This is a genomic window from Nocardia aurantia (genome assembly GCF_009604425.1).
GTDB classification, from domain to species: domain Bacteria; phylum Actinomycetota; class Actinomycetes; order Mycobacteriales; family Mycobacteriaceae; genus Nocardia; species Nocardia aurantia.
In genome coordinates, this window is sequence record NZ_WEGI01000010.1 from 167545 (window position 1) to 181014 (window position 13470).

10 protein-coding genes and 1 pseudogene are annotated in these 13470 nt (G+C 71.0%); 7 read left to right on the forward strand and 4 right to left on the reverse strand.

From position 1 onward, the window contains the following. Positions 1-14: 14 nt before the first annotated feature. From NRB56_RS22965 to NRB56_RS22985, 5 genes are all read left to right on the forward strand, one after another. Complete coding sequence (locus tag NRB56_RS22965) at positions 15-1373, forward strand: replication-associated recombination protein A (protein WP_406603518.1); 1359 nt, start codon at positions 15-17, stop codon at positions 1371-1373. Between the two features lie 49 nt (positions 1374-1422). Continuing rightward, on the forward strand, positions 1423-4086 hold the full coding sequence (gene alaS, locus NRB56_RS22970; RefSeq protein ID WP_319943387.1) for an alanine--tRNA ligase: 2664 nt from the start codon (positions 1423-1425) through the stop codon (positions 4084-4086). Next, positions 4086-4676 (forward strand): Holliday junction resolvase RuvX, encoded by a 591-nt coding sequence (gene ruvX / locus NRB56_RS22975; protein WP_153345534.1) that lies wholly within the window; start codon positions 4086-4088, stop codon positions 4674-4676. Before alaS ends, ruvX begins: the two co-directional genes overlap by 1 nt. Then, complete coding sequence (locus NRB56_RS22980) at positions 4673-6910, forward strand: endolytic transglycosylase MltG (RefSeq protein WP_153345535.1); 2238 nt, start codon at positions 4673-4675, stop codon at positions 6908-6910. The genes ruvX and NRB56_RS22980 overlap by 4 nt, the downstream gene beginning before the upstream one ends. A gap of 121 nt (positions 6911-7031) precedes the next feature. Further along, positions 7032-7841, forward strand: a complete 810-nt coding sequence (locus NRB56_RS22985; RefSeq protein WP_406603525.1) for a shikimate dehydrogenase — start codon at positions 7032-7034, stop codon at positions 7839-7841. A gap of 9 nt (positions 7842-7850) precedes the next feature. On the opposite strand, the gene NRB56_RS22990 is transcribed toward NRB56_RS22985, so the two are convergent. Next, the gene (locus NRB56_RS22990) at positions 7851-8069 is read right to left on the reverse strand and encodes a hypothetical protein (RefSeq protein WP_153345536.1); all 219 of its coding nucleotides are present in this window, start codon (positions 8067-8069) and stop codon (positions 7851-7853) included. A gap of 178 nt (positions 8070-8247) precedes the next feature. Here NRB56_RS22990 and NRB56_RS22995 point away from each other — a divergent pair, with 178 nt between their 5' ends. Beyond that, positions 8248-8700, forward strand: a complete 453-nt coding sequence (locus NRB56_RS22995; RefSeq protein ID WP_153345537.1) for a B-4DMT family transporter — start codon at positions 8248-8250, stop codon at positions 8698-8700. Between the two features lie 354 nt (positions 8701-9054). On the opposite strand, the gene aroB is transcribed toward NRB56_RS22995, so the two are convergent. Continuing rightward, complete coding sequence (gene aroB / locus NRB56_RS23000; protein ID WP_153345538.1) at positions 9055-10173, reverse strand: 3-dehydroquinate synthase; 1119 nt, start codon at positions 10171-10173, stop codon at positions 9055-9057. 239 nt (positions 10174-10412) lie between these two features. Here aroB and NRB56_RS39205 point away from each other — a divergent pair, with 239 nt between their 5' ends. Beyond that, entirely contained in the window at positions 10413-11066 is a 654-nt protein-coding gene (locus NRB56_RS39205; protein WP_227838321.1) for a hypothetical protein, read from the forward strand. 596 nt (positions 11067-11662) lie between these two features. Here the strand turns inward: NRB56_RS39205 and NRB56_RS39210 are convergent. Continuing rightward, positions 11663-12175: pseudogene (locus tag NRB56_RS39210) on the reverse strand (shikimate kinase); the annotation flags it as partial. A 6-nt stretch (positions 12176-12181) separates the two neighbouring features. Next, positions 12182-13393: a chorismate synthase gene (gene aroC, locus NRB56_RS23010; RefSeq protein ID WP_319943388.1), complete on the reverse strand. Its 1212-nt coding sequence runs from the start codon at positions 13391-13393 to the stop codon at positions 12182-12184. Positions 13394-13470 lie beyond the last annotated feature (77 nt).

Genomic DNA, 13470 nt, shown 5'->3' on the forward strand with positions numbered 1-13470 from the left:
GTACCGTCGACCGCGTGAGCGAGGGTCTTTTCGACACTCCGGGCGAATCGTCCGGGGGAACCGAGGGCGGTGGCGCCGATTTCCGGATGGGCGAATCCGCCGACCGGCTCGCCCCGCTGGCGGTGCGGATGCGGCCGCGCAGCCTCGACGAGGTGGTCGGGCAGCGGCACCTGCTCGGCCCGGGCTCGCCGCTGCGGCGGCTGATCGACGGTTCGGGCGCGGCGTCGGTGCTGCTGTACGGGCCGCCGGGCACCGGCAAGACCACCCTGGCCTCGCTGATCTCGCAGGCCACCGGCCGCCGGTTCGAGGCGTTGTCGGCGTTGTCCGCCGGGGTGAAGGAGGTGCGCGCGGTCATCGACGTGGCCCGCCGCCGCCTGCTCGCCGGGGAGCAGACCGTGCTGTTCATCGACGAGGTGCACCGGTTCTCCAAGACCCAGCAGGACGCGCTGCTGGCCGCGGTGGAGAACCGGGTGGTGCTGCTGGTCGGCGCGACCACCGAGAACCCGTCCTTCTCGGTGGTGTCCCCGCTGCTGTCCCGGTCCCTGGTGCTGCAACTGCAATCGTTGTCCGACAACGACATTCGCGAGGTGCTGCGGCGCGCGACCGCCGACCCGCGGGGTCTGGGCGGCGCTTACACGATCACCGAGGCCGCGCTGGACCACATCGTCCGCATCGCCGGGGGAGATGCCCGGCGTTCGCTGACGGCGCTGGAGGCGTCCGCGGAATCGTCCCTGGACGGCACGGTCGACGTCGATCTGGTGGAGGCCAGCGTCGACAAGGCGGCGGTGCGCTACGACCGCGCGGGCGACCAGCACTACGACGTGATCAGCGCGTTCATCAAATCGCTGCGCGGCTCCGATGTCGATGCCGCGCTGCACTACCTGGCCCGGATGATCAGCGCCGGCGAGGATCCCCGGTTCATCGCCCGGCGGTTGATGATCCAGGCCAGCGAGGAGGTCGGCATGGCCGATCCCACCGCGCTGCAGACGGCTGTGGCCGCCGCGCAGGTGGTCCAGCTCGTCGGCATGCCCGAGGCGCAGCTCGCGCTCACCCACGCCACCATCCACATCGCCACAGCCCCGAAATCGGGTGCGGTACCGGCCGCCATCGGCGCGGCCCTCGCCGACATCCGCGCGGGGAAGGCCGGGGCCGTGCCGCCGCATCTCCGTGACGGGCATTACGCCGGCGCGGCCGCGCTCGGCAACGCCCAGGGCTACCGATACCCGCACGATCACCCCGACGGCGTGCTGCCCCAGCAGTACCCGCCCGACGAGTTGGTGGGCACCGATTACTACCGTCCGACCGACCACGGCTACGAAAGGGAGGTCGGTCCGCGGGTGACCAAGCTGCGCCGCATCGTACGGGGAAAGTAGTTCCTGCCGCGTAAAACCGGGTGGACCGCGCCCGGTAGGCTTGATGTTCGTGCAGACCCACGAGATTCGACGGCGCTTCCTGGACCATTTCGTCCGTGCCGGACACACCGAGGTACCGAGTGCTTCGCTGATCCTGGCCGACCCGAACCTGCTGTTCGTCAACGCGGGCATGGTCCAGTTCGTCCCGTACTTCCTCGGTCAGCAGACACCGCCGTTCAGCACGGCGACCAGCGTCCAGAAGTGCGTGCGCACCCTCGACATCGAGAACGTCGGCATCACCACCCGGCACAACACGTTCTTCCAGATGGCCGGCAATTTCAGCTTCGGCGACTACTTCAAGCGCGGGGCCATCGAACTGGCCTGGTCGCTGCTGACCAAGCCGGTGGCGGACGGCGGTTACGGGTTCGATCCCGAAAAGCTGTGGGTCACTGTGTATCTCGACGACGACGAGGCCGAGCAGATCTGGCTGGCGCTCGGCGTGCCGTCCGAGCGCATCCAGCGCCGGGGCATGGCCGACAACTACTGGTCCATGGGCATTCCCGGACCGTGCGGTCCCTGTTCGGAGATCTACTTCGACCGCGGGCCCGAATACGGCCGCGACGGTGGCCCGGAGGCCGACGAGGATCGGTACCTGGAGATCTGGAACCTCGTCTTCATGCAGAACGAGCGGGGCGAGGGCCGCGGCAAGGACAATTTCGAGATCCTCGGCCCGCTGCCGAAGAAGAACATCGACACCGGCATGGGCGTCGAGCGCGTCGCCTTCCTGCTGCAGGGCGTCGACAACGTCTACGAGACCGATCTGCTACGCCCGATCATCACCAAGGCCGAGGAGCTGACCGGTAAGTCGTACGGCGTGAACCATGCCGACGACGTGCGCTTCCGGGTCATCGCCGACCACGCCCGCAGCGCGGCCATGCTGATCGCCGACGGCGTCAACCCCGGCAACGACGGCCGTGGCTACGTGTTGCGCCGACTGCTGCGCCGGATCGTGCGCTCGGCCCGGCTGCTCGGCGCCGAACGGCCGGTCATGGCGGAGTTCGTGAAGATCGTCAGCGACTTGATGGCGCCGTCGTACCCGGAGCTGGGCACCGACTTCCGGCGCATCGAGAACGTGTCCGTGGGCGAGGAGACCGCCTTCCTGAAGACGCTGTCCACCGGTACCAAGCTGTTCGACGAGACCGTCGACGAGGTCCGGACCACCGGCGGCAAGCGCATCTCCGGCACCGACGCGTTCACCCTGCACGACACCTACGGCTTCCCGATCGACCTCACCCTGGAGATGGCCGCCGAGGCCGGTCTCGAGGTCGACGAGGCCGGTTTCCGGGAACTCATGGCCGAGCAGCGGCAGCGCGCCAAGGAGGACGCGCAGTCGCGCAAGCACGCGCACGCCGACCTGACCATCTACAAGGAGTTCGTCGATCGCGGGCCGACCGAGTTCACCGGTTTCGACGAGCTGACCTCCGAGGCCACGGTGCTCGCCCTGATCGCCGACGGCGTGCGGGTCCCCGTCGCGCAGGCGGGCCAGGACGTCGAGGTGATCCTCGACCGCAGCCCGCTGTACGCCGAGGCCGGCGGCCAGATCGCCGACCGCGGCAGCATCACCGCCGGTGGGCTGAAGCTGCGCGTCAACGACGTGCAGAAGATCGCCAAACAGCTGTGGGTGCACAAGTCGACCGTCGAACAGGGGCAGATCACCGAGGGCGACGCGGTGCTCGCCCAGGTGGATCCGGCCTGGCGGCGCGGCGCCACCCAGGGCCACTCCGGCACCCACATGGTGCACGCCGCGCTGCGGCAGGTGCTCGGGCCGAACGCGGTGCAGGCCGGCTCCATGAACAAGCCCGGCTACCTGCGCTTCGACTTCAACTGGCAGGGCCAGCTGTCGGAGGCGCAGAAGGCCGACATCGAGGCGGTGTCCAACGACGCCGTCGGCGCCGACTTCCCGGTCAACACCTTCGTCACCGATCTGGACAAGGCCAAGAAGATGGGCGCGATGGCCCTCTTCGGCGAGAACTACGGCGACGAGGTCCGCGTCGTGGAGATCGGCGGCCCGTTCTCGATGGAGCTGTGCGGCGGCACCCACGTCGGGCACTCCTCGCAGATCGGCCCGATCACGGTGCTGGGCGAGTCGTCGGTCGGTTCGGGTGTGCGCCGCGTCGAGGCGTTCGTCGGGCTGGACTCGTACCAGTACCTGGCCAAGGAACGCGCGCTGCTCGCCGGTGTCGCGTCCGCGCTGAAGGTGCCCTCGGAGGAGGTGCCCGGCCGCGTCGAGCAGCTCGTGGAGCGGCTGAAGGTCGCCGAGAAGGAACTCGAGCGCACCAAGGTGGCGGCCGTGCTCGCGCGGGCCGCGAAGTACGTCGACGACGCGGAGCGGGTCGGCCGGGTGCTGCTGGTCGCCGCGGCCGCGCCGGAGGGCGTCGGCGCCGGCGATCTGCGGACGCTGGCCACCGACATCCGGGGCCGGTTCGGCAGTGAGCCGGCCGTGGTGGTGTTGCTCGGCAACGCCGACGGCAAGGTGCCGTTCGTCGTCACCGTCAACAAGTCCGCGCAGGAGCTGGGGCTGAAGGCCGGCGATCTGGTCGGCAGCTTCGGGCCCAGTATCGCCGGACGGGGTGGCGGCAAACCGGAGATGGCCCAGGGCGCGGGTGCGGATCCCGCGGGGATACCGGCCGGACTGGCCGCGGTGCGCGCACGGGTGGCCGAGCTCGCCGCCTGATGGACAGTTCCGAGCACTCGGAGTCGTCGTCCGACCCTGCCCGAGTGGGTAGCGACCGACCCAGTGCCGCAACCGATCCCGGCCGTGGCAGGCGGATCGGCATCGATGTGGGCACCGTCCGCATCGGTGTCGCCGCCAGTGACCCGGACGGGATCCTGGCGACCCCGGTGGAGACCGTGGTGCGGCCGGGAGGCGGTAAGGGCGGGGCCGGGCGGGCCGGCGGCGGAAAAGGCGCGAGCGCACCCGATCTCGCGCGGATAGCTGAAATTGTGCTGGAATATGAGGCCGTCGAGGTGGTCGTCGGCCTTCCTCGGACGCTTCGGGGTGAGAACGGCACGTCAGCGCGGTTCGCCGTCGATTTCGCCAAGCGTTTGCGAGAGCTTTTACCCCAGCTGCCCATACGACTTTCCGACGAACGTTTGACTACCGTGTCAGCTGCACGTGCGTTGCGGGAGAGCGGCGTTCGCACACGTGGCCAGCGGCGGATGATCGACCAGGCGGCCGCTGTCGCGATCCTGCAGGGCTGGTTGGACGAACGGAGTGCGGTGTTGAGGTCGGCCGGTGACGGACGCGGCGAGGTGCTCGAATGAGCGACCGCTGGAGCCGGGCCGAAGAGCGTATCCACCAGGAGACCGAGGCGCGCCGATACCGGCGCGAGGACCAGGACTGGGGAGACGAGGCCCCGCCGGTGCCGACCCGCCGCCGAGCGCGGCACGCGGCGGTGTCCGACGACGACGATTACCTCTACGACGAGTCCGGCTACCCGAGCCGCGACTATCCGGACCTCGGCTACGCGGACCCTGGTGCCGCGGTATCCGGCTACGCGGACCCGGGTGCCGTCGCATCCGGCTACCCGGACCCGGGTGCCGCCGCATCCGGCTACCCGGAGCCCGGCTATTCAGCGCCGAGTGGCGCCGATGTCGGCTACGTCGCGCCGCGTCGCTCCGGTGCCGACCATGCCGCGCCGCGTCGTGCCGACTACGCCGCACCGCGCCACGCCGAGGCCGACCGTCCGGCGGTCCGCCACTCGGATCCCGGCTATGCGACACCCGCGGGTCCGGGGTACCCGGCAGCGGCGGACCCGAGCCATGCCGCACCGGCGCACGCCGATCCCGGATACACCGCGCCGGGCCACCCGGATCCGGCGTATCCCGTTGCGAATCCGGCGTATGCCGTGCCCGCCCGGCCCGACGGGGGCCACGCCGCGCCCGGCTATGCGGATCCGGACGACGAATACGACGACTACGAGAACGATTACGGCGACTACGAGGCGCCGGGCCACGAGGTTCCCGGTCGTGACGTCCCGCTGACCCATCGCGCGACGACGCCGGTGTCGCGCGGGCGCCGGGCCGCCGCGCCGCCGCCGGGCACCGGCGAGTCGCCTGCGGTCGCCCGCGGCCGGGAGCAGCCGGACGCCACCCGCCGCCGGGGGACCGGCCGGGCCGCCCGCGCGGCTCGCGATCGTGCGGACCGGCCGTACGACGTCTACGAGGATGACGACACGACCGTAATTCCGCGTTATACGGACGATCCGTACGATACGGACGAGAATTTGCCCGTGGTCACCACACCGTCATCGCGCACCCGGACGGCCTCCGCCCGGCCGGGGAAGCGTTCCAAGTCGGGCGGCGGACGCGGCAGTCGCAGTTCCCGGGCGGCGTCCCGTCGCGCGGCCGAACGGAAACGCCGCCGGCGCAACATCGTTCTGCTCGGCGGCCTGATCGCGGTGCTGTTCGTCGCCGCGGGCGGCTATGCCGGTTACAAGTTCGTCAGCGGGAAATTCGGTGGGCCCGAGGACTTCTCGGGACCCGCGGGCCCGCTGGTGGTCGTCCAGGTGCAACCGGGCGACACCTCCCAGCAGATCGCCAAGACCATGCTCACGAAGGGCGTTGTCGCCAGCACGGGCGCCTTCTACGAGGCGGCCGTGCGCAACACCGAGATGAAGTCGGTGCAGCCGGGCTTCTACGCGGTGCCCTCGCACAGCAAGGGCGTCGACGCGGCCGCCGCGCTGGTGGACAAGAACGCCCGGGTCGGCAACGTGGTGGTGTCCAGCGGACGCCAGCTGCACGACTCCAACGACGTCAACACGGGCGCGCGGATGGAGGGCATCTACCGCAAGATCGCCGACGCCAGCTGCATCGGCACGAACGCCGATCGGAAGTGCGTCACCTACGAGCAACTGGACGCCGCCGGCGCGGGCGATCCGGCCGGGCTCGGGGTGCCGGCCTGGGCGATGGACTCGGTGCGGCAGGCGCCGGACCACAGCCGGCAGCTGGAGGGCCTGATCGCCGTCGGCACCTGGGATTTCGATCCCAGCGGCACACCCGCGCAGATCATCGCGCAGCTGGTGACCGTGAGCGCGCACGGCTACGAGTCGACCGGGCTGAGCGCCGGAAACGGTGGCAACGGCCTGAACCCGTATCAGGCGCTCACCGCGGCGTCGCTGGTCGAACGGGAGGCGTTGCCGGCCGACATGTCGAAGGTCGCGCGGGTCATCGTGAACCGGCTCGCGGTCAACCAGCCGCTGCAGTTCGATTCGACGGTCAACTATTCGCTCGACCGCACGGAGGTCGCGACCACCGACAGTGACCGGGCGAAACGGACTCCCTGGAACACATACGCCATGTCCGGCCTGCCGGCGACACCGATCTCGTCGCCGTCGCTGGAGGCCCTGCGGGCCGTCGAGAACCCCGCGCCCGGGCCATGGTTGTATTTCGTCACCGTCGACAAGCAGGGCACCACCCTGTTCACCGACAGTTACAGCGAACACCTGCGCAATATCGAACGCGCCCGGCAGAGCGGAATCCTGGACAGTGGACGATAGGCGGCCCGCCGCAGTGGACGATAAGCGGCCCGCCGCAGTGGACGATAAGCGGCCCGCCGCGGTGGACGATAAGCGGCCCGCCGCGGTGGACGTTAAGCGGCCCGCCGCGGTGGACGGCGGCGTGCTGCACGGTCGCCGTGCAGCCGTACTCGGCAGTCCGATCGCGCATTCCCGCTCGCCGCAACTACATCTCGCCGCATATCGAGCGCTCGGCCTGGACTGGACCTACGAACGCATCGAATGCACCGGCGAGCAGTTGCCGGGGCTGGTGGACGGGCTCGGCCCGGAATGGATCGGCCTGTCGGTGACCATGCCCGGCAAGGTGGCGGCCCTGGAGTACGCCGGCGAGCACACCGAACGGGCGTTGCTGGCCGGCTCTGTGAACACCCTGGTCCGCACCGCCGCCGGCTGGCGTGCGGACTGCACCGACATCGACGGTGTGCGGGGTGCGCTGCAGGAGGGTGGCGTCGAGAAGATCGACAGCGCGGTACTGCTCGGCGCCGGCGGTACCGCCCGCCCGGCGCTGCTCGCGCTCGCCGACCTGGGTGCGCGGGCGGTCACCGTGGTGGCCCGGGACGCCGGTCGGGCCGCGACCACTCTGGACCTGGCCGAGCGCCTGGGGTTCGAGACGACCCTGATCGGTTTCGACGCCGAAACGGTCCGTGCGGCCGCGGCCGCCGCCGACGCCGCGGTCAGCACCGTGCCGTCCGCCGGGGTCGCCGCGGTGGTGGACGCGGTCGCCGCCGCGCCGGTCGTGCTGGACGCCATCTACGATCCGTGGCCGACACCGCTGGCAGAGGCGGTACGGCGGGCCGGCCACACGGTGGTCAGCGGCCTGGACATGTTGCTCAACCAGGCGTACCGGCAGGTGGAACAGTTCACCGGGCAGCCGGCGCCGAAGGCCGCGATGGCCGCGGCCCTCGACGCCTGAGCCGGCTCGTCAGCCGGCGCTGCCGGTGGACAGCAGACGCTGCCACCCGGCGACCGGAACCGTGGCGCTGCTGCCCGGCACCACCACGGGCACCTTCGGCGAGTCCTCGCAGAATCCCTCGTGGCATTCGTTCACGGCGAGCGTGGTGTGACGAATTCCGTTGCCACCCAAGACGATCAGCGCACCGAGCAGAACCGCGACGGTGAGCCGGGCGATGGTCGTGGACATGTTCCTCCTCCCTCCGCCGAGAATTTCCCGGCGCTGCGGTCAGTGTGTCCGTTACCGGCGCGCTCAACCAAAAGGCCGAATGGTTTGTATTGTTTCGGGAGTCCGGTACCGGTCGCGTTCCTGTAACCGGTTACTGTTTCTCGGATTTCTTCGGCAGGTACGGGTTAGGGTGGTCGACATGGGTGCGTGGGTGTTGCGTGCGACGGCGTTCGGTGTGCTGGTGGTGGTGCTGCGTACCCTGCTGGGTTTCGCCATGATCTACTGGCCGACCGAGGGCTCGTGGCTGCGCATCCTGTGCCTGGCGGTCATCGTCCTGGCCGTCGCGGCCTGGGGCCTGGCCGACGGCCGCGGCGACCGTCAGGCCAATCCCGACCCCGAGCGCGGCGGCGCGGACCTCACCGTCCGCTGGTTGAAGGCGGGCGTCGCCGGCGGCCTGGGCAGCGGCCTGGTCGCCTGGATACTCGACCTACTCCCCAAACTGGACCTGGGCGGCAACGGTCTCCTCTTCGAACTGACCGCCGGCGCATCCTTCATCGTGCTGCTGATCTTCGTCCCCGCCATGGCTGGCGTCGCCCTCGGCCGCTTCCTGGCCGGCCGTGAACACCGCACGGGTGCTGCCGCTGCGGCTTGATCGCACGGGTGCCCGGCTGCTGCGTGCCCGCACGGGTGCTGCGGCTATGGCTTGATCGCGGGTGGCGCGGCTGTGGCTTGATCGCGCAGGCGCCCCGGCTGCTGGGTGACCGTGCGGGTGGCCGCGGCCGCTACGTGATCGCAGGCGCAGCCGCGCGGGTCCGCCCATGCGGATGGTTGTGTTACGCCGGTGCCCGCCTTACTCGAGCGCGGCCTTCGAGGCGAGTGTCGCATTCGAGCTCGTCAGCGCCGCTCGCCCGCAACAACGCGAAGCGTTGGCCGGACAGGTCCGAACCGGCGGCGATCGTCAGCTGCCGCCGTGCGGAACGGCGGCGGCTGCGGGCGCCGTCGGGGCCTACAGCAGGATCGCGCCGCTCTCGGGGGTCGCATCGCGGCCTATGGTGGCGTAGGCGGCGGCGAGCAGGCTCGGGTCCGGGCCCTCGAGGCGACCCGGTTTGGCGAGACCGTCCAGCACGACGAAGCGCAGTACGCCCGCGCGGGTCTTCTTGTCGGTCTGCATGGTGTCGAGCAGTTGCGGCAGCGCGTCCGCGTCGTAGCTGACCGGCAGGCCGACGCTGGTGAGGATGCTGCGATGGCGGTCGGCGGTGGCATCGTCGAGCCGCCCGGCCAGCCGGCCCAGTTCCGCGGCGAACACCAGTCCCACCGAGACGGCGGCCCCGTGCCGCCAGCGGTAGCGCTCGCGGCGCTCCACCGCATGGCCGAGGGTGTGGCCGTAGTTCAGGATCTCGCGCAGGCTGGACTCCTTGAGATCCGCGGCGACCACGTCGGCCTTCACCTGGATCGAGCGGCGGATCAGTTCCGGCAGTACATCACCGGCGGGATCGAGCGCCGCCTGCGGGTCCCGCTCGATCAGATCCAGGATCACCGGATCGGCGATGAATCCGGTCTTGATGATCTCGGCCATACCCGCGACGATCTCGTTGCGCGGCACCGTCTCCAGCGTCGCCAGGTCCACCAGCACCGCCGACGGCTCGTGGAAGCAGCCGACCAGATTCTTGCCCGCATCGGTGTTGATACCGGTCTTGCCGCCGACGGCCGCGTCGACCATCGCCAGGAGCGTGGTGGGCACGTGCACGACCTTGACGCCGCGCATCCAGGTGGCCGCGACGAAACCGGTCAGGTCGGTGGCCGCCCCGCCGCCGAGGCTCACGACGACGTCCTGCCGGGTCAGTCCGATCCGCCCGAGCACCTCCCAGCAGTAGCCGGCGACCGGCAGTTCCTTACCCGCCTCGGCATCCGGGATCTCGATCCGGTGCGCGTCGACACCCTTGTCCACCAACGCCTGTCGTACAACTTCGGCGGTCTCGGTGAGCGGCGGCTGATGGAAGATCGCGACTGTGCGCACCCCGCGCTGGCCGGTCACCTGGTCGACGAGGTCGCCCAGCAGACCGCGCCCGATGATCACCGGATACGGCTGTGCGGTGCGGACCTCGATGCGGGTCGGCTCACTCATGGGCGTGCGGCTCCGATTCTGCTGGGGATGATGGGGAATTGGCCCGGCCGCGCTGCGCCCCGGGCGACTCGTCCTGCCGGACAACCTGTTTCGAGACCGCACCGGTATCACCAGACTCCGAAGCCGAAGTCGGGGCTGAAACCGAGGAAGCGGCGGAAGTTGAGGGATCGGCCGAAGCCGATGGCGGGGCTGAAGCTGATGGCGGGGTTGAAGCTGAGGGGGCGGCCGAAGCTGACAGCGTGGCGGTCGCCGAGGGACCGGCCGAAGCTGATGGCGGGGCGGAAGCCGAGGGAGCGGCGGAAGTTGAGGGGTCGGCCGGAGCCGATGGCGGGGCTGAAGTTGAGGGTTCGGCGGAAGCTGATGGCGGGGTGGAAGCCGAGGGAGCGGCGGAAGTTGAGGGTTCGGCGGAAGCTGATGGCGGGGTGGAAGCCGAGGGAGCGGCGGAAGTTGAGGGGTCGGCGGAAGCTGATGGCGGGGCTGAAGCTGAGGGGGCGGTCGAAGCTGACGGCGTGGCGGTCGCCGAGGGAGCGGTCGAAGCTGACGGCGTGGCGGTCGCCGAGGGGGCGGTCGAAGCCGACGGTGCGGTCGAATCCGATGGCGTGGTCGAATCCGACGGCGTGGCTGAAGTCGACGGCGTGGCCGAATCCGATGGTGCGGCAGGCGGCCCCGATGGCCGCCGGGCGGTCCGTCGCTGCGATCGCCGCCCAGTGCCACCGGAGCTGGTCGGGCTTGGGGCCTCCCCTGCGGCGGCAGTCGGCTGCGCCTCCGAGCCGTGCGCCAGCGCCGACAAGACGGCCGCGGGCGCCAGACGGCGGTTCCGGCTCCGGCGAGACCGGCTGCCGGAGCGGGTGTTTCGCACTTCGGCATGGGTATTCGCCGTCGAGGCATCGTGATTCGAGACTGTCGGCTCGGCAGCGGATGCGTGTGCCACCGGCTGGGGGGAGTCGCTCGAGGCGCCGAACCGCGAGGCGTCCGACCGGCGGTCGTCCGAGGTGGCGTTGCCGGAAGTGGTGCCATCGACAGGCGACGTCGTGACGGGGCGAGCCGGCGCAGTGCCGACGGGTGGGGGCGTGGTCCGGCCGGCTTCGGCGGCGGCGGACTCTGCCGTGGTCCGGTTGGCTGCGGGGTTGCCGGGAGACTCTGCCGCGGTGCCGGTGGATCTTGGAGCCCGACCGGGTCGCTGTGTGCCGTCGCCGGATTCGGTTGCGGCCGTGGCGGTGTCGCCGGGCGAGGTGGTGGGGTCGGTGACGGTACGGGTCCTGGCGCCGCGTGCGCGGCGGCCGCCTCGGCGGCGGCGTTTGGTGGTGGGGATGCCGGTAGGGGATTCGCCGGGGGGCGGCGTGGCTGTGGCGTCGGGTGTGCCGGTGGTGGGGGTGCCGGCGGGGGCGCTTCCCTGGTCCGTGGTGCGGGAGCGGCGGCGTGGGCGGGAACGCGAGGTCCGGGGGGTTTCCGGTTCCGGTTCGGTGGTGGGGACGATGGATTCGAGGTCGAGTTTCGCCAGGATGTGCCGTACCACGCGGCTGGGGCTGCGGCCGTCGGTGCGGACGCGGACGGAGGCGACCTCGCGGTACAGGGGCCGCCGATGGCGCATCAGCGCGCGGTACTTCTCGCCCGGGTCGTCTCCGGCCAGCAGGGGCCGGTTGTTGTTCCCGCCGGTGCGGCGCAGGCCCTCGGCGATGCTGATCTCCAGGTACACGACAGTGCGCCCGCGCAGCAGGTCGCGGGTGGCGTCGGAGAGGATGGCGCCACCGCCGAGCGAGACGATGCCGCGCTCGGCGAGAATCGCACGCCGGACGATGCGTTCCTCGATGCGCCGGAATTCCGGCTCACCGTCGGTGGCGAAGATATCCGGGATGGTCCGTCCGGTCTCGGCCTCGATCCCGGCGTCGGTGTCGAACAGGTCGACCCCGAGTTCCTTGGCCAGCTTGCGGCCGATCGTCGACTTGCCCGCTCCGGGCGGCCCGACCAGAACCACGCACGGACGGCGCGGGTCGGTCTGCACGATCAACTACGCCTCCTGCACGACCGGGCCCGCGTGATGCGGGCGGGCGGCGATCCGCTTCAGGTAGCCGTCGATGTTGCCGACGGTCTCCTGCAGCGAATCCCCGCCGAACTTCTCCAGCACGGCCTGCGCGACGACCAGCGCGACCATCGCCTCGGCGACGACGCCGGCGGCCGGCACCGCGCACACGTCGGACCGCTGATGGATGGCGACGGCCTCGTCGCCGGTGGCCATGTCGACGGTAGCCAGGGCGCGCGGCACGGTGGAGATCGGCTTCATGGCGGCCCGCACCCGCAGCGCCTCGCCGTTGGTCATGCCGCCCTCCAGGCCACCGGCCCGGTTGGTGGAACGCAGCACGCCGTCGGGACCGGGCCGCATCTCGTCGTGGGCCTGGCTGCCGCGGCGGCGGGCGGTCTCGAAACCGTCGCCCACCTCGACGCCCTTGATCGCCTGGATGCCCATCAGGGCCGCGGCCAGCCGCGAGTCGAGGCGGTTCTCGCCGCTGGTGAACGAGCCCAGCCCGATCGGCAGGCCGGTCACGACCACCTCGACCACGCCGCCCAGGGTGTCGCCGTCCTTCTTGGCGGCCTCGATCTCGGCGATCATCGCCGCCTCGGCCTCCTTGTCGAAGGCGCGCACCGGCGATTCGTCGATCGCTGCCAGATCGTCGGCGCCGGGCACCAGCCCGGCGGTGGCCGCGGCGCCGCCGATCGACACCACATGCGAGAGCACCTCGGCGCCGAGCGCCTGCCGCAGGAACTGCCGTGCGACCGTGCCGAGAGCGACGCGAGAAGCGGTCTCGCGGGCGCTGGCCCGCTCCAGCACCGGCCGGGCGTCGTCGAAGCCGTACTTGAGCATGCCGGCGTAGTCGGCGTGACCGGGTCGCGGCCGGGTGAGCGGGGCATTGCGCGCCAACTCGGCCAGTTCGGCCGGGTCGATCGGGTCGGCGGACATGACCTGGGTCCACTTGGGCCACTCGGTGTTGCCGATCTGGATGGCGACGGGACCGCCCATCGTGCGACCGTGGCGGACGCCGCCGAGGATGCTCACCTGGTCGGCCTCGAACTTCATCCGGGCGCCGCGGCCGTAGCCCAGACGTCGGCGCGCCAGTTGCGCGGCGATGTCGGCGGAGGTCACCTCGACCCCGGCGGCCATTCCTTCGAGGATGGCGACGAGGGCGGGACCATGGGATTCTCCAGCAGTAATCCAGCGCAACACGCATCCATCTTTCCATGTCAACGCGGGTGACCCGACACATGGCCCGGCGGGATGCGCGCCGCGGCCGCGCGCAGCGC